This window comes from Duganella sp. S19_KUP01_CR8, from assembly GCF_036688705.1.
In the GTDB taxonomy this organism is placed as follows: domain Bacteria; phylum Pseudomonadota; class Gammaproteobacteria; order Burkholderiales; family Burkholderiaceae_D; genus Rugamonas.
The window spans coordinates 286,276-303,841 of record NZ_JAQQPR010000002.1 but is presented as its reverse complement, the minus strand read 5'-3'; the positions used below and the strand labels follow the sequence as shown (position 1 = coordinate 303,841).

14 protein-coding genes are annotated in these 17,566 nt (G+C 61.2%); 6 read left to right on the top strand and 8 right to left on the bottom strand.

Translation table 11 applies throughout. The annotated features are described in order from the left end of the window. Positions 1-10 precede the first annotated feature (10 nt). Entirely contained in the window at positions 11-1,333 is a 1,323-nt protein-coding gene (locus V6M89_RS03190; protein ID WP_332851791.1) for an MFS transporter, read from the bottom strand. Between the two features lie 200 nt (positions 1,334-1,533). Between V6M89_RS03190 and V6M89_RS03185 the strand changes: the two genes are divergently transcribed. The 4 genes from V6M89_RS03185 to V6M89_RS03170 all read left to right on the top strand — a co-directional run bounded on the left by V6M89_RS03185 (position 1,534) and on the right by V6M89_RS03170 (position 6,781). Next, positions 1,534-2,682 (top strand): sugar diacid recognition domain-containing protein, encoded by a 1,149-nt coding sequence (locus V6M89_RS03185; RefSeq protein ID WP_332851790.1) that lies wholly within the window; start codon positions 1,534-1,536, stop codon positions 2,680-2,682. A gap of 105 nt (positions 2,683-2,787) precedes the next feature. Continuing rightward, complete coding sequence (locus tag V6M89_RS03180) at positions 2,788-4,176, top strand: amino acid permease (protein WP_116989065.1); 1,389 nt, start codon at positions 2,788-2,790, stop codon at positions 4,174-4,176. Positions 4,177-4,314: 138 nt separating this feature from the next. Then, positions 4,315-5,616: a cation:proton antiporter gene (locus tag V6M89_RS03175; RefSeq protein WP_332851789.1), complete on the top strand. Its 1,302-nt coding sequence runs from the start codon at positions 4,315-4,317 to the stop codon at positions 5,614-5,616. A gap of 40 nt (positions 5,617-5,656) precedes the next feature. After that, entirely contained in the window at positions 5,657-6,781 is a 1,125-nt protein-coding gene (locus tag V6M89_RS03170) for a GNAT family N-acetyltransferase (protein ID WP_332851788.1), read from the top strand. Positions 6,782-6,818: 37 nt separating this feature from the next. Here the strand turns inward: V6M89_RS03170 and V6M89_RS03165 are convergent, their stop codons facing one another. The 7 genes from V6M89_RS03165 to V6M89_RS03135 form a co-directional block, all read right to left on the bottom strand. Next, positions 6,819-8,900, bottom strand: a complete 2,082-nt coding sequence (locus V6M89_RS03165) for a T6SS phospholipase effector Tle1-like catalytic domain-containing protein (RefSeq protein ID WP_332851787.1) — start codon at positions 8,898-8,900, stop codon at positions 6,819-6,821. Continuing rightward, on the bottom strand, positions 8,897-9,694 hold the full coding sequence (locus V6M89_RS03160) for a DUF3304 domain-containing protein (RefSeq protein WP_332851786.1): 798 nt from the start codon (positions 9,692-9,694) through the stop codon (positions 8,897-8,899). Before V6M89_RS03160 ends, V6M89_RS03165 begins: the two co-directional genes overlap by 4 nt. A 65-nt stretch (positions 9,695-9,759) precedes the next feature. Continuing rightward, on the bottom strand, positions 9,760-9,999 hold the full coding sequence (locus V6M89_RS03155) for a hypothetical protein (RefSeq protein ID WP_332851785.1): 240 nt from the start codon (positions 9,997-9,999) through the stop codon (positions 9,760-9,762). A gap of 22 nt (positions 10,000-10,021) precedes the next feature. Continuing rightward, complete coding sequence (locus V6M89_RS03150; RefSeq protein ID WP_332851784.1) at positions 10,022-10,504, bottom strand: DUF3304 domain-containing protein; 483 nt, start codon at positions 10,502-10,504, stop codon at positions 10,022-10,024. A 13-nt stretch (positions 10,505-10,517) separates the two neighbouring features. Beyond that, a complete protein-coding gene (locus V6M89_RS03145) occupies positions 10,518-11,345 on the bottom strand; it encodes a DUF4123 domain-containing protein (protein ID WP_332851783.1) in 828 nt (275 codons plus the stop codon). A gap of 3 nt (positions 11,346-11,348) precedes the next feature. Next, positions 11,349-14,216 (bottom strand): type VI secretion system Vgr family protein, encoded by a 2,868-nt coding sequence (locus V6M89_RS03140; protein WP_332851782.1) that lies wholly within the window; start codon positions 14,214-14,216, stop codon positions 11,349-11,351. Then, positions 14,213-14,941, bottom strand: coding sequence for a hypothetical protein (locus V6M89_RS03135; protein WP_332851781.1), 729 nt, complete (start codon positions 14,939-14,941; stop codon positions 14,213-14,215). Before V6M89_RS03135 ends, V6M89_RS03140 begins: the two co-directional genes overlap by 4 nt. A gap of 338 nt (positions 14,942-15,279) precedes the next feature. Here V6M89_RS03135 and V6M89_RS03130 point away from each other — a divergent pair, with 338 nt between their 5' ends. After that, a complete protein-coding gene (locus tag V6M89_RS03130; protein WP_332851780.1) occupies positions 15,280-16,119 on the top strand; it encodes a M15 family metallopeptidase in 840 nt (279 codons plus the stop codon). Positions 16,120-16,156: 37 nt separating this feature from the next. Next, positions 16,157-17,539, top strand: a complete 1,383-nt coding sequence (locus V6M89_RS03125; protein WP_332851779.1) for a hypothetical protein — start codon at positions 16,157-16,159, stop codon at positions 17,537-17,539. Positions 17,540-17,566: the final 27 nt, after the last annotated feature.

Genomic DNA, 17,566 nt, shown 5'->3' with positions numbered 1-17,566 from the left:
AAGAACTCTATCAACGGTTGACCAGTTTGGCGGGTACGCGCAGCACCAGTATCGCACCAAGCAGCAGCACGCTGGACAAAATATACAGCGCCGTATCGGTGCTCTGGGTGGCGTCCTTGATCCAGCCGACCAGGAAGGGGCTGACGAAGCCGGCGATCTGGCCCAGCGAGTTGATCAGCGCCAGGCCGCCGGCCGCCGCCGCGCTGCCCAGGAAGGCGGCAGGGAGGGACCAGAACATCGCCAGCGCCGCCAGCGCGCCCATGGTGGCCATGCTCAGGCCGACCATCACGACCAGCGCGTTGCTGGAGAAGTTAGCCGCCAGCATCAGGCCGGTGAGGCCCATCACCATCGGCAGCGACACGTGCAGGCGGCGTTCGCGGCGCTGGTCCGCCGAGCGGCCGGCCCACACCATGAACAAGGCGGCGCACAGGTAGGGAATCGCGCTCAGCCAGCCGACCGTGGACGAGCTCTGGTAGCCCAGCGACTTGATGATGGACGGCAGCCAGAAGTTGATCGCGTACACGCCCATCTGGATGCAGAAGTAGATCACGCCCAGCATCCACACGCTGCCATTGCGCAGCACGGCCGAGAAGGTCTGGCCGACGTCGCTGCTGGCCTGGCGCTGCTGTTCGTCGGCGACCAGCGCCGCTTGCATCGCGCCTTTTTCTTCGGCGGTCAGCCATTTGGCCTGGGTGATGCCGTCGTTCAGGTAGAAGTACACGGCCACGCCGAGGATCACGGTCGGCAAGCCCTGCAGCAGGAACAGCCACTGCCAGCCAGCCATGCCGCCCTGCCCGGCCGAAAAGTGCTGCAACATCCAGCCCGACAGCGGACCGCCGACCAGGCCGGAAATCGGTATCGCCGACATGAACAGCGCCATCACCTGGCCGCGCTTCTGCGCCGGGAACCAGTGTGTGAAGTACAGCACCATGCCGGGGAAGAAGCCGGCCTCGGCCACGCCCGTAAAGAAGCGCAGCACGTAGAACGAGGTGGGGTTGTGCACGAACAGCATGCAGGCCGACAAGGCGCCCCAGGCCACCATCATCGTCGCGATCCAGCGTCGGGCGCCGATCTTGTGGAGGATCAGGTTGCTCGGCACGCCGCTGAGCACGTAGCCGATGAAGAAGATGCCCGCACCCAATCCGTACACGGTATTGCTCAGATGGAGGGCGTCCAGCATCTCCAGCTTGGCGAAGCCGACGTTGACGCGGTCCAGGTAGTTGAAGAAGTAGCAGATGAAGATAAACGGTATCAGGTGCCAGCTGGCCTTCTTGTACGCGCCGTCCAGGACGGACGCCGCCGGCCACGGCGTGGCGGTGGTGGTGGTGTTCATGCTTGTCTCCTTGGTTTTTATAGGTAGTCTGTGCAGACGATTATCTGGAATCGACGCCGAAAAAACATCGGCCAAACGCACCATAATTCCGGCCCAGATCGGGCATTTGTTGGGCATCTGCACAATAAATGCGTTTGCAAGCACTGAATTTATGTGAATTCCTTGTTCTTTGGCACAATGTAGGACGAGGAGAAACGCCTATGTACATACTCAGCACCGAGCTGGCCCAGGACATCGTCAGCCGGACCATGAAGATCATCCCCTACAACGTCAACGTGATGGATGCCAACGGCACCATCCTGGCCAGCGGCAATCCGACCCGCATCGGCGAGCTGCACGCCGGCGCCATGCTGGCCCTGGCCAAGCGGCTGACGGTGGAGATCGACAGCGCCAGCGCCCGCAATATGCACGGCGCCCAGCCCGGCATCAACCTGCCGCTGACGGTCAACGGCCAGGTCTGCGGCGCGGTCGGCCTGAGCGGCGTGCCGGACCAGGTGCGCCAGTTCGGCGAACTGGTGCGGTTGACGGCGGAGATGATCCTCGAACAGGCCCACCTGGCCGGCGAGTTGCAACGCGATTCGCGCTACCGCGAAGCCTTCGTGCTCAGCCTGATCCGCTACGAAACGGCGCGCGAGGCCGACCTGGCCGCCTGGGCGCGGCGGCTGGGCGTCAATTTCGAGCGCAGCCATCTGGTGTTCCTGCTGGAACTGGACGACAAGGCCATGGGCACCGACCAGGCGCTCAGCGAACTCCAGCGCCTGCAACTGCGCATGCTGGCGCGACAGCCGTCGGCGCTGACGGCCTCCGCCGGCGCGCACCAGCTGGTGTTGCTGGACTTCTACGACGCCCCGCCCGCCGACGACGCCCATTGGCCGCAGCGCCAGCTGCAAGCGCTGGCCGCCATCCTGCACGAGGAATGCCAGCAGCCGCACGCGCTGACGATGGGCATCGCCCAGTCCGGCATGGCCGGGGTGGCGATTTCCTACCAGAGCGCGCAGACCGCCGCCCGCATCGGCCGCGCCCACCATCCGCGCCGCTCCCGCTTCAGCTACTACGAGCAAACCCTGCCGGTGCTGCTGTCGGGGCTGGGTTCGGGCTGGGAGGCGGCCCAGCTGCGCCTGCCCATCGCCCGGCTCAAGGCGCAGGATAAAAACAAGGAGTTACTGCAACGCACGCTCAATGTGTGGTTTGAACACGACGGTCACCCGGCCGCCACCGCCGAAGCCCTGCACGTGCACCGCAACACGCTGGATTACCGGCTACGCCGCATCGGCGAGATCACCGGCCTGGACCTTGGCAAACTGGAGGATCGTTTCCTGCTATATATCTCATCGTTATTAACAACATAACTCTCTCGGCAGAGCCAGAAACTTACTGTATTATTTGCCGTCGCCCGAGCGCCCACAAGGCACAGACTCGGGTACGGAGATAACCAAAATAAAACTGGAGCCATTTTGAGCCTTTTTCGCACTAAGAACCTGGACGATATGATCGCCAACAGCCGCAAACCCGGCGGCCTGGCGAAAGTACTCGGTCCCTTCGACCTCATTCTCATGGGCATCGGCGCCATTGTCGGCACCGGTATTTTCGTACTGACGGGCACCGGCGCGGTGACGGCCGGCCCAGCGCTGACCCTGTCCTTCGTGGTCGCCGCGATCGCCTGCGGCTTCGCCGCCCTCTGCTACGCCGAATTCGCCTCCACCGTGCCGGTGGCCGGCTCCATCTACACCTACACCTACGCCACCCTGGGCGAACTGGCCGCCTGGATGATAGGCTGGGACTTGCTGCTGGAATACGGCCTGGCCACTTCGGCCGTGTCGGTCGGCTGGTCCGGCTACTTCCAGTCGCTGATCGCCGGCTTCGGCATCAACCTGCCGGTCGAGCTCACGGCCGCGCCCGGCGCCTTGCCCGGCGTGCATACGCTGATCAACCTGCCGGCGCTGTGCATCATGCTGATCCTGACCGCCATGCTGAGCTGGGGCGTGCGTGAATCGGCCCGCCTGAACAACATCATGGTGGCCATCAAGATCGGCGTGGTGATACTGTTCATCGTCGTCGGCGCGCGTCACGTCGAGCCGGCCAACTGGAAACCGTTTTTACCGTTTGGCTACAACGGCATGCTGAGCGCCGCCGCGCTGGTGTTCTTCGCCTTCATCGGTTTCGATGCGGTGACCTCGGCCGCCGAAGAAGTCAAGCGCCCGTCGCGCGACCTGCCTATCGGCATCATCGGTTCGCTGGCCGTCTGCACCGTCCTGTATGTGATCGTTTCGGCCATCATGACCGGCATCGTGCCGTACAAGCAGTTCCTGGGCATCGACCATCCGGTGTCGCTGGCGTTGGAAGTGGCCGGTGAAAAATGGTTCGCCGGCTTCGTCAATCTGGGCGCCATTCTCGGCATGACCACCGTGATCCTGGTGATGGCCTACGGCCAGACCCGCATCATCTTCGCCATGTCGCGCGACGGCCTGCTACCTAAACGCCTGTCGACCGTGCACCCGCGCTTCCATACGCCGTTCTTCGCGACCTGGCTGGTCGGCATCGTGTTCGGCCTGATCGCCGCCGTGGTGCCGCTGAACGTGCTGACCGAGCTGATCAACATCGGCACGCTGGCCGCCTTCAGCCTGGTCTCGATCGCCGTGGTCATCCTGCGCAAGACGCGTCCCGACCTCAAGCGCGCGTTCCGTTGCCCTGGCGTGCCGGTGATTCCGGCGCTGGCCGTGATCTTCTGCGTCATGCTGATGACCTACCTGAGCTGGTTCACCTGGGTTGCCTTCGTGATCTGGCTGGTGATAGGCCTGGCCATCTACTTCGGCTATGCCCGCAAGCATTCCCTGCTGAAATAATTCCGCTGTTTGCCCGGCGAGGCCACCTGCCTCGCCGGCGCCCTTCCCGCCCCTGCCGCTACGCGCAGGGTGCTCTACCCCACAGACCTCAACACGAAACGCGCCTAGCATCTGACTCGTCACTGCGAAGGAAAGCGTGTGAACACTACTCAATGGTTCCTGCTCGTCGGCTGCCTGATGCTGGCGCGCGGACTTGCGGCCTCCACGGTCTCGAAGTCGCCCTTCACCTCCGCCATCGTCTACCTTGGCGTCGGCGTCTTGCTGGGGCCGACCTTTCTCAACATCTTCGGCTTCGATCCCAAGCTGCAATCGGCCTTGCTGGAAGTGCTGACCGAGACCGCGCTGCTGATCTCGCTGTTCTCCGCCGGCATCAAGATGCCGGTGCCGTTCAAGCGCAAGCGCTGGGACGCGCCGCTGCGGCTGGCCTGGCTGTCGATGTCGCTGACGGTGGGGCTGGTGGCGCTGTTCGGCTACTACGTGCTGCAGCTGCCGGCCGGCGCCGCCGTCCTGCTCGGAGGCATCCTGGCGCCCACCGATCCGGTGCTGGCCACCGACGTCCAGGTGCGCCACGCCGGCGACAAGGACCAACTGCGCTTCACCCTAACCTGCGAGGCTGGCATGAACGATGGCAGCGCCTTCCCCTTCGTCATGCTCGGCCTCGGCATGCTGGGCGTGGTCGATACCGGCGAACACTACCTGCGCTGGCTGCTGGTCGACGTGTTGTGGGCCACGGCGGGCGCGGTGCTGATCGGCGTGGCGGCCGGCGCGCTGGTGGCGCGGCTGAGCTGGCGTCTGCGCGGCTGCGATCCCAAGCACGAAATCATGGATGACCTGGTAGGGCTGGGCATGATCGCCGTGGTGTACGGCCTGGCGACTTTGTGCAAGGCGTCGGGCTTCCTGGCGGTGTTCTTCGCGGCGTTCGCCCTGCGGCAGACAGAACTGGTGCTGGCCGGTGCCCCCAAGGACCGCCACGGCCTGATGGAACCGGACACGGCAAAATCCGAAGCCGCCAAGACCAGCGAAACCCACGAAGCGCCACTCATCGTCAGCGCCGGTTCGCTGGTATTCAAGGAGCATCTGGAGCGCCTGTCCGAGCTGACGCTGGTGTTGCTGCTGGGCGGCATGTTGTCGCTGAAAAGCATGCAGTGGGATGCCTTGTGGATGGCCTTGTTCCTGTTCGTGATCGCGCGTCCGTTGAGTGTGTTCGCGGGTTTGATCGGCAGCGACACCAGCCTGCGCATGCGCGCCATGACCGGCTGGTTCGGCGTGCGCGGCATCGGCTCGATCTACTACCTGATGTTCGCCATCGAGGCGGGCCTGGCGCCGGAACTGGCGGCGCAGCTGACGCGCATCGCGCTGTTTGTCATCATGATGTCGATACTGGTGCACGGCTTCAGTGTCAAGCCCTTGATGGACACAATGTGGCGCCGACGCCGCTGATCGCATCGCTTCGACCTGCATCAAGAAGCGGTGGAGCCGGATGTGGGATCGTCTTGCGACCATGTCCAACGATACCTACCTCATTGAAGACGCCAGCGACCGCATCGGCGACAGCGCCCTCCTGCTGCGCTGGCGCGAGTTGCTGGCCGAGAGCGAAAGTCACGATCGCGTATATCAGAGTCCGGAGTTCTTCGACTATCTGCTCGGTACGGCCACACGCCATGCGCCGCCACGGCTGTTCACCGTGCTGGAGCGTGCCAGCCGAACCGTGGTCGGCGTGGTGCCCCTGGTACTGCGGCATCACAGTTTTGAATTCAGCGCAGGCCGCTGGCGCTTCGGTTCGTTGCCGGCATTCAGCGTGGCCCTGCTCGGTAGCGCGCCATTGATGTCCGCGCGGCCGGGCTTGCTGGATTTGCTGTTTGAATTCCTGCTGGAGCAGTTCCCCAAGTGTCACGCGATTTCGCTGACGTCGTTGCCGTCGGATAGCAAGCTATGGCGCAGCATCAGCGACGACGCCGGCAACGCACGTGGCTATCGCAAGCACTTGCTGAACAACTGGCGCGACTGCCATCAGATTCCCTTGCCAGCCAGCTTCGAAGCCTTCATGGCGCAGTTCGGTTCCAAGCGGCGCTACAACCTCAAGCGGCAACAACGACAGTTGCGCGACCACGGCGGCGGCCAGCTGGATTTGCATCGCATTGAACGGCCGGAGCAATTGGCGTCCATGCTGGAGGCGCTGGCCAGGCTGATCACGCCGGAACATCGCGCGCAGCTATGGACGGAGGAGGAAATGCAGGGACTGGCGCAACACGGCATGCTGCTGTGCTACCAAATCGATTGCGGCGGCCAGCCCTGTGCGTTGATACTCGGCTTGCGATCGAGCGACACGCTACACCTGTTCAACATCTTCCACGATAGCGCGCTCGACCATTTATCAGTGGGGACGACGATACTGCATATGGCGATTGAGGATCTGTGCGGCCACCGCTTCGTCTGCATCGATCTCGGCTACGGCACGCCCGGCCACAGCTACCAATCAAGCAATGTCACGGTGCAACGCGGGCATGTGCTGCTGATGCGGACAGGCGTTAGAAATCGCCTGGTCTGCGCAATGCATAGCGGCTTCGTTGCCGCCACCGCAGTGGCCCGCCGGCTTATTAAATAGCGGCCGGCGAAACGAATCAGCAAACACATCTGAACAGTTAAGCAGCCTTGGCTTCTGATTCCATACGACGCTCATTGTTGGAAATAAGGATGCCGTCAGCACCTGCATAAACTTTTCTAAAACGAAGGTAGCCACCACGTAGCGTCAGCAGCAAGAATTTTTTCGATTCACGTCCACTCGTCAACATGAGCGGCGTCTGTTTAGTTTGAGCGTACTCCTGAGCTGCCCGGCGCTGATCTGGCGTCAAGCCGTCGCTCTGGGACCCGCTTTGAGATTCGCCGTGACTACGGCCATTACTCGCGCGCGCACTCTCCCGCTGAGCAAGGGCGTTCAAGCGCTTTTGCTCCCACTGAATCAATTTCTTCTGCAAGTCAGGTTCATTGTCAGGATAGTCGTCACTCAATTTGAACCAGGCATGCGAGTCATGCACGTAATTGTCAAAGAAGTTCAATGCAGCCTCCGACAACGGCGGCGCAGTTTTCCACCAAGTCGCGATCTCCTCCCATTCGTGCTCGTAGTCATTTCCAAAACCCGGCTTTTGCTTTTGCGGCTTGAACCCTGGTCCTTTGGTCGCGAGCCATGCTTCAAAGTCCTTAATTTCGTCCTCAAATTCGAGATTCGCGCTATGCAGATCATTCTTGTCGAAATTTGTGGCGCGCTTGTAGCTTTCGGTCTTTTCCAGCGGTGTTGGGCTGTTCACGCGCCGCGCCAGATGCCACAAAATTTGGTTCTTCCCTTGTTCCCGCATGATGTCGGTCAACGTGCCGCTGGTTACCGTGCATGTAGCCAGATAGTCGTTCACCGCCTTGATCGTGGAAGGTGAAATTTTGAATTTATCTTTAACGTTGGGAGCAGCCAGGTCCAACTTTAATGGAACACCCGCCAGTCGTGCCTCGTGATACATGTAGAGCAACGGAACACGCGCAAGCATATCCGAACCGAGTTCGTCTTCACCGCGTCCTTGCTCCTTCGGACAGTAACCGGAACCCAAATCCGAGTGCACGCCAGGGAATACCATTTCCTCCGCGTTGGCCGGCGTGCTCTGTCCAATCGAAATTGAATCGACCGGAAAACTTCGGCGCACCTCATGCGCCGACACCAGATGCAGGCATCGCAAGCCGCCATGTATGCGTAAGCTGTCGTCGGCGTCAGCCCAGGCTCCGTGGCCGTCAAATCGCCCAAGAAGAGTACTGTCGCCCATTGTATTGGCGATTCCCACAGATGCGACGGTGTCAAACAATCCAAGGAAATCGAACTCCACTTCAAATCCACCCAGGCTTTGAGCATGGCCGCGGCCACTGAGGCGAGCATCTAGTTCGCACAAGCTCATTAACCAATTGGCAAAGGCACGCGCCTGCGCCGCACCACGTGAAAAACCAAACATGGAGATGTAGATCTTCTGAACGTGCGCCGGATCCTTCTTCTTCGGCTCGCACGTAGCCGGGTCTGGCCAATGAATCGAGACCTGTGAATGCAAGCGTTTCAGTAGCTCTTCAAACACCGCCTTGGTATCTTTGCCCTGATTCTCTGCGTCGCTATAGCTCTGCATGTGTCGGGACTGCATTTTCGTCCGCTGCCACTTCGTCAATTCGATACGCCCCATCTCCGATAGGGTCTCGTCCGGAGAGAGTAGCGGGGAACCATGGAAATAGACATGGACATTATTTATCGCTTGAATCAACGCCCACTTGATGCGGTCCTCCCCACGAGCACCGAACCCCGCGCCCGTCGTCAAATCCTTCCCCTTGCCGGTATCTTTCACAGCGTCGAACGGCGAACCTACGCCTGGCACATATACCCTGAAAAAATGCTTATAGTCGTCAGGCTTATACGTCCATTTCGAGTCATCTGGCAAAACGTTGGGAACACTTTGCCCAGGGAAGCAGTCATATAAGCGGGCGACATTGGATTGATTTTTTGCCGCCGCACCCAAGACATAGTTATTCTTGGTTCCGTCCAAGAAGAAGCCAAAAAACAAATTCGTTTGACATGGAAGTTTCAACGACTCCCGCTTCTCATTTTCTTTTATTAATTTTTGTTCTTCTACGTCGAAAAACTTCTTCAGGTCTGCTGCTTCGCTAAAATTATCCGAGATCACCGGACATAGACGGGCGCTCATGGGCGACGCTCCAGCACTTGTCGAACCTCTTCCTCGGAATTGCGTTTCATTTCCTCAAATCCTTGCCGAACAAATTCCACATACTTCACATCGTTAGGACCAGTAAATCCTGCCACTAATTTTGCGCGATACTTTTGATCGAGTTCCCACGATCTAGCAACAATTTTTTGAGGGGATATCTTCAACTCCGCCAGAGCCTCATTGGCGGTGTCAAGCCCATCTTGTGCCAGCTTCATATATTGCCCCCAACGCTGTCGTCTATACTCCAAAGACGGTACAGGCCATCCTTTGACGGCACCTGGCCATTTGGCATGATTAGGCTGAAAATTGCTAGAAACCACACTCAACGAGCCATCGGCGGCTCGAACCACCCATAACTCCCCTGTCTTGCCATCGACATATTCAGGCACTTCGACGATTTTGGTTTCAGCGATCTCAGGCCCTGCTTTATCGGGCGAAAGCCGGGCGCTGTGGACGGTTTGCACTTTGACCTGAATACCGGGACGCCATGTTCGAGGAAGGCTATAGCAGCACATAGTTCCACCTGCCTCGTATGGCCCGATACTCTCCCCGCCACCTTTATTCCGGCTGTCCAAAGGGTCTTCGACGACGTAAGAAAAGTCGTCGCCGCTATAGTTCACTCCGTGGATACTAACAGGCACGGTTCCGTTCCCGCACAGGCCGATCGCCGGCAGCACGAACAGACTTGTCGCCAGCAATCTTCTGGAAGCACGCAGCACGCGCTGAGTTGTCGACTTCATGTATTTCCCATTTCTATTCAACAGCAGCGACACTTTGTCGCCACTCGATCATTTTTTTAACCTTAGCTATCTCAATGTCAACGGACCTACGCGAGCGCTCATGGCCGACGCTCCTGCACCTGTCGAACCTTTTCCTCCGAATTGCGTTTCATCTTCTCAAATTTTTTCCGAACGAACTCAAGATAATTCACATCTTCAGGACTGCTAAATCCTTCCACCAACTTCGCATGATATTTTTGATCGACTCTCCACGAGTCGACAAGCAATTTTCCGGGAGATGTTTTCAACTCCTCCAGAGCTTCGTTCGCGGTATCAAGACCATCTTGTGCCAACTTCATATACTGCCCCCATCGCTGCCGTCTATACTCCAAAGACGGCACCAGGCCATTTGGCGTGATCGGGCCGAAAATCGCTAGAGACCACGCTCAACGAGCCATCGACGGCACGAACCACCCATAACTCGCCAGCCTTGCCATCGACATACTCCGGCACTTCGACGATCTTGGTTTCAGCGATATCTGGTCCTGCTTTATCGGGTGAAAGCCGGGCGCTGTGGACAGCTTGCACTTTGATCTGAATGCCGGGACGCCATGTCTGCGGAAGGCTATAGCAACACATAGTTCCACCAGTCTCGTACGGCCCGATACTCTCCCCACCACCTTTATTCGTGCTGTCCAGAAGATCTTCAACGACGTAAGAAAAGTCGTCGCCACTATAGTTCACTTCGTGGATACTGACGGGCACAGTCCCATTCCCGCACAGCCCAGTCGCCGGCAGCACAAACAGACCTGTCAACAGCAAGCTTCTGGAACCGCGCAGCACACGCTGAGTTATCAACTTCATGTCTTTCGCATTTCTACTCAACCGCGGCAACACTTTGTCGCCACTCGACTATTCTTTTAGCCATCACCATCTCATCCGGCAGCACGGAATGTAGCAGACACTCCTCACACCAATCGATCAGCAAATTCTCATCCAGCGTCTGCGCCTCTGCAACCCGCAACGCCAAAGAAATCGTAGCGTGCAAATGAGACGGTTTTTCATCAGGCAAATGCTGCCGGCGAGAGATACGCACCAGCATGGAATCCACCTCGTTATCGCTGACCATCATCCCGAACTGACCGTCATCAAGCTCAGGCCGATCCTGGACAACCGGACTATCCACCATCGGAACAGGCAGCTCCTTCCATCCCCCTTTGCGATCGATGTACGCCCATCGCGTTGCAGGTCCGGCCAGTTGTGCCCGTTGATCGGCGCGCAGGGCAGAGAAAATCCCCGGCAGCCGGCGCGTATCCGGAAATCGGAAATTAAACCTTTGCCCGTCCGAGTAGATCACACACCAGGCAGCCAACCGTTCCGTCAACTGCGTCAGTGTCTCCTCGGTCTCGATTGCGCTAACCATCGGCGAGCCACTGCATAGCCCCAATACTTTGTCGAGACCACCTACCGTTGCGTCGTACCGCACCAGAAACGGCGACACATCGCGCACCTTGTCAGAGCAAGCAGGCAAGGTCTCAAACAGCAACGTCATCTCCGTTGCAGGTGCCGCCTTTCGAACTTGACGATACAGTCCGGGGACAAACACACCATCGATCAAGAGGTAGACTTGCGTTTCGCCGCCAAGCCGGCTTGCGCGCTCATGCAAATCAGTTAGCCAGTTTTCTTGGTAAGTATCGATGAGCATATCTTATTCAACAACTGTAAAGGCAGATCCGGCGGCGAGTGACTTCTTCAAGCACTCGACGCAAATGCTGTTTGGCAGGCCGGGCATTGGATACGGCGTTTTCGCTGGTCCCGAAAAATTCTTGGTCCCCGCATGAATCATTATCTTGCCTGGACATTGCACGGTAATATTGCCACCGTCGATGGTAATGTTGGCGCCCCCCGCAGTCGACAGCGTAATGCTCTTGGCTGCAGCCCAATCCACAAAAGCATTCGCGCTGACGAGATTGACCTCATCCCGCGCCTGCACCTTCAGCACATCCGCTTGCGCCTGGATATCGATGGCATCCTTGGCGGCGATCATCTGCACGCCTATATTGTTTTCGCCCGCTTTGACCGCGCCACCCAGCACGCCGATGGCCTGCTTGGTTTGCACGCGCAACTGCCCGCCGCTGACGAACTGCGTATCGGCACCGCTCATCAATGCAAGCGTTTCTCCGTTGGACAGCTGCATCGCCTGACCTGCGGTCACGCTCAGACCGGCTTTGCCGCTGACGGCGATAATCGGCGAGCTAGCGTGCGGCAGTTGATCGTCGCCCGGCGCTGTCTTTTTCTCCGCGGCATCGGCCTTGGCCGCATCCAGGCTGGCATTGCCCACCATGCCCGATACCGCAGCCAGCATAGCCTTCAACGGCGCCGACTTTTCATCCAGCGCGCTCTCATCTGCTTTGGTCGCGCCGATGTGCGTGGCCAGCGCCACCGTCTCATGCGTCTTGGCCGCATCGCTGAACGTCTGGCCCAACTGCACCGCCTGCTTCAGCAGTGCGATACCGGCCGAGTTATCGCCCATCGGATCGCGCTCACTGGCGCTGTGACTGATCGCATAGCTCGACACCAGCAAGCCGCTAGCCGCGCGCACCGCGCCATACGCATCGGTGCGCAGCTCGGCGCCCTGCCCGCGCAGACTGCCGCGATAGTTGTCGGCGCTGTGGATCAGATGGCCCAACGTCAGCTCGCTGGCCGCATGCGTCGAGCGCAGCTGCACGCGCCCTTGCGCGTCGGTGTCGTCGAACAGCAGCTGGTTGTAACCGGACGCGCCAAACTCCTTACTGCGCACGCCCCACTGCGCCGCCGCGTTGCCGTGGCCGGCAGTATCGGCGGAAGCGCCGTGCCACAAGGGACTGTTGCCCGCCGCCAGATTGCCCTGCGCGGAAGGCGCATGATCGCTGGCCGGATTGAACAGCGCTGCCTGGCTGTCGCCGGCCGCTTGCCCCGCCGGTGTTGGAGCGACACCGCCCTCGCCCTGGCCGTTGTACAAGGCGCCGAGGATGATGGGACGGTCGATATCGTTCTCGATGAACTGCACCAGCACCTCCTGCCCCACGCGCGGCAGGAACTGGCTGCCCATGCCGCCGCCGGCCGAACGCTGGGCAACGCGCACCCAGCAGGTGGCGTCGCCGCTATCCTGCCAGTGATAGCGGATACGCACGCGGCCCAGCGCGTCGCAATGCAGCTCATCAGCGCCGGCAGGCTGGTCCAATCCATCAAAACCAACGACGATCGCGCTTTGCGCGCCCGATGCGGTTGGCTTGGGATGATTGCGGCCATCGCTGTCCGGCAGTTGCGGACGCCAGATCACGTCTGCCGCGACCGCTTCAAAACTGTTGGCATAGCCTGTCTTCCGCGCCTGGTCGATCACCAGCGCAAAGTCGGCATCGCGCTGCGGGGCCAACTCTTCCAGCAATTCCGGAATCGGGCCGAACAGTTCAGCCAAACCATGCTGGGCCGGCGACGGCAGGTTGTTGACGCCAACGCTGGTCACACGCAACACGGTGTAGGCTGGCACGGCAGCGCCCTCGGCCGAAGCCAGCGGCCCTTGCGTGACATTCACGCGCCGCCCTGCCGCCATGGTGCGCACCGTCGATCGGCCGCGCCACAACTGGCTGCGCGCTTCCCGTCCCTGCATTTGCAATTCGGCATAATGCTGCGCCAGCCCGCCGTCTGCATAGGCGTATTGGCCGGGAGCGTCGAAGCTCTCCAGCGCCGGCAATTTCTCGTACTGTTGCATGGCCGGCGCACTGGCGCTGACGGCTTTCTTGGCCTTGTAATCGTAGCTGAGCAAGCTGGTCAGCGTAGCCGACACGCTGCGTCGCGCCTGCAAGGCCTGGATGGTGTCTTGCTTCTCGCCGGCGCGCACGCCGTGGAAGCGGATACCGCCGCCGGCCTCGCTGCTGGCGTCCTCGGGCACCGCGCTGAGCTGGCTGCTGTCGGCGAACAGCACCAGGCACAGGCCGTCCTCGCTTTCCTCGAAGCGCCAAACCAGGCCCTCCTCGGTCAGCAGGCGCAGCACGAAGTCATAGTCCGATTCACGGTACTGGCAACAATAGCTGCGCGCCGGCACATCGGCCAGGAAGCTATCGACCTCTTCGCTCCAGCGCCATTGCGCCAGCGGCTGATAGCCTGCAAACACCGATTCGACGATCTCGATCACCGTCTGGTCCTGCCATACGCGGCTGTTGCGCACCTGGCTCAACCGCCACAACCATGGCGTCAAGCGCAAGCGGAAACGCGCCAGGCCGCCTTCGCTGCCCAGCATGGCTGCCTGCGTGATGTCGCCGCTGAAGGTGGTGCGGCTGCCGTCCACCAGGCTCACTTCGAGGCTGGCCGGTTTGCCCAGCAACGGCGCCAGTTCCACGTGGGCGTTGGTCGACAGCACGATGATGTCGCGCGCGCCGGTGCCTTGCACCACGTCGTCGGCGGAAAATGCTTCCACCAGCAAACCGCCGGCGCCCAGGTCCGCGTCGTCATCATCCAGCTTCAGCGCGTACAGCCGCGTGGCGCTGGAGAATTGCGCCAAGGCGGTAGTGATTTGTTCCAGTAAGGCGATACTCATGAGTTCGATGCGGTTTTTGCGCCGGGAGCAGCCTTGCACTCCGGCTCTTTCTTGGCGTCGGCCGCGCACAAACGCGCGCGACACTGTTCTTCGCCGGCGGCGTTGTACTGCTTGCAGGTCTTGAGCTGGTCGGCAGGCGTGCTGGTCTTCTTGACCGGCGGACGAGTCTGCAAATGCGCCATCAGCGCGGTGATCAGCGTTACGTCATTGTCCGGCTGCTTGCCCGCGGGCTTGTCCTTGTCCTTGGCCAGCGTGGTTTTCTGGGCCAGCTTGACGTTGTCGGATTTGCGCTCGGGCTTGTGCTCGGCCTTGCGTTCGGGCTTGTGCTCAGGCTTATGCTCGGGCTTGCGCTCAACCTTGGCCAACTGCGGCGCCTTCGCTTGCGGCCGTTCCAACGCCTGCATCAGTTCGTCGGGAGCGGCCTTGGGCTTGGCCGGGGCGGTCAGCATTTCCTTCAGCGACGGCAGCTTCTCGGACACCGGGGCGACGACCGGCGTCTCCTCCAATATCGCAGCGGTCGACACTTCGGACTCGGCCGAAGCAGCCGAAGCAGCAGCTACCGCCACCGGCTTGACCGGTGCAGCGACCACGGCGACCGGCACGCTGTCCTCGTCTGGCGTATTGCTCATCCAGGCCAGCGCGCCGCCCACCGCCGCCAGCATGCCGACACCCACCGTGCCCCAAACCATCAAACCGCCAGGACGCTTGCTTGGGCTGCGCGCCACGGCACTCGCCGCGGCAGCCGATTTGCTGTCCAACGTGCTCAGAATGCGCTGGCGTTCCGCCTCCGCTTGCTGTTCCGAGGAAAGAAGACTTGGCCTGCCCCCCTTTGAAGGGCGATCGTCTTGACGTTGCAAAATGTACTCCTTGTTAATTTCGCATTACTTTACGCGATTCAAGGAAAACGCGACGCATAGTACAAAGTCAACCGTGCGCACCCCGGATTTCCGTCGTTTCATAGGGCGATTTCAATCGTGCGCTGGATTGTCATAACTGTAAGATATACTCAAAGCAATGCTTTAAGGACACTATTGATGCAACTTTATGCTGGAGAGGAACTGTCGTGCTGATACTGGCAATCGCACTCTATTTCGTACTTGCCTGTTTGATCAGCTGGATGGTCCTGTTCCCGGCCGGACGCGAATTCGTGCTCAACGCGCTGGCCGGCGCCGGCCAGCGGCTGCAACAGCGCGTGGGCCAGATCGCCCAACGCCGCCAGCAGGACGCCAGCGCGCTCGGTCGCACCGGACGCGCTTCGGCCGGGGAAGTCGGTTCGTTCCTGCGCCAGCACTATGTGTTGTGCCTGGGCGGCGCGGCGCTGATCTGCGTGCCGCCGCTGCTGGCGCTGCTGATGAGCTCCAAAAGCACGCTGAGCGGCTTCGATACCTCGACCCGGGAGGTCAACACCCAGGTCGCCGATCTGCTGCAAGGCGAGCAACTGGTGCCGCCGCAAGCGCTGCCGCCGCTGGTGTTTGCCGCGGCCGAGGTGGCGCTGGAGCGGCCGATGCTGGTCTCCGCGAGCCGCGACTGGGCCTTGATGGACGCCGCCTATGCACAGCGCTTGCTGATGGCCTTCAAGATCATGAAGGAAAGGCACGGCTACGATATGGCGATCCTGGAAGGCTACCGCAGCCCGGAGCGCCAGAACAAGCTGGCCGCGATGGGACCGAACGTCACCAACGCGGCGGCGTTCCAGAGCTGGCACCAATACGGCCTGGCCGCCGACTGCGCGTTTCTGCGCGACGGCAAGCTGGTGATCTCGGAAAAAGATCCGTGGGCCATGCGCGGTTATCAGCTCTACGGCGAAGTGGCCGAGTCGCTGGGCCTGACCTGGGGCGGACGCTGGAAAATGATGGACTTCGGGCACACGGAACTGCGTATGCCCGGTGTGATGAAACGATAAGGTACGGGCAAACATGGCGGCATGGCTTAAAAATTTGATGATAGCGGTCCTGGCGTTCGGCGCCAGCTGGATAGGCGCCGTCTGGTACTGGCGCGCGAACAACCGCATGCCGGCCACCGACGATCTGGTGCTGTACCTGCTGGTACTGCCGCTGGCGTTGCTGGCCGTGTTCTGGCTGGGTCGAATGATCTATCGCGCCGTCAGCGCGCCCGCCGCCGGCGCCGCAGCAGGCGACGCCGCCGCGCAGGCCGAAGCACCGGCGCAACCGGCGCGCGGGCCATCGCTGTCGTTGGTGGCCGCCGCCGTGCGCGCGCCGCACGGCATGTCGCCCGCTGAGCTGAGCGCCACGCTGGCCGACGACAATCCGCGTCCCGCGCTGGACCCGGAACTCATCGACGCCTATGGCTACCCGATCATGAGCGCCCGCATCGGCGACCTCGATGCCGATGCGCTGCGCGCGGAAATGTCGGACTGGCTGGAGGCCAATGCCCTGGCCCCGCACTTCAACGACGAACAATGGCGCGCACTGAGCGCGGGCAGCGAAGTGGTGAACGAGTTGTCCGGCCACCTCGCCGGCCACACGCTGCTGGAGGCCCACGCAGGCCATATCGCGCAACGCGAGCCGTCGCCGCTGCCGATGCTGCAACTCCATCCTGTATGGCCGCCCGAATGGAAACCTGAGCAGCGCCAGGCCACCGTGCTGTGGTTCCGCCACCTGGCGATCCAGGCTGGATGGCCGGAAGACCGCATCACCCTCGCGCCCGAACGCGGCGCGGCCGACACCGAAGCAGGCACCGTGCTGGCACGGCTGCTGTCGAACGAGCCGCCGGCGTTGGCATTGGTCGTCGCCTGCGGCTCTCACATCGGCACAGACAGCGTCGAACGCATGGACAACGCCACCGCGTTATTCGGCTCCAACCACCCGCAAGGCCGCATCCCCGGCGAAGGCGCGGCCGGCCTGCTGCTGGCCGACGCCGTCCAGGCCAGGCTGCTGGCGTTCGGCGCCGAACTGCCGCAATTGCTGGCCATGAGCAGCGGCCAGCTGGCTCACTCCGCCGATGCATCGAAGCGCTCCAGCGCCGACCTGCTGCAAGAACTCAGCACCAAGGCGCTGCACGGCGCCGGCCGCGAAGCATCCTCCATCGCGCTGATCGCCGCCGACACCGACCACCGCACCAGCCGCGTCATGGAGTTGATGGGTGTGGTGTCGGCATCGACGCCGCAGCTCGATCCCGGCGTAGATGTGCTCAGCGTCGGCGCCAGCTGCGGCAGCTGCGGCGGCGTTACCTGGTTGACCGCGCTGGCATTAGCGCGGCAGGAAGCCGAGAGCCGCAACGCGGCCATCCTGTGCATCAGTAATCTTGACCCGTTCCGGCGCGATGTCGCCGTGATCGGCCCCGCCGTTGCCGTACCCGTTTGATTTTGACGAATTTTTCTAGAGCCCCAA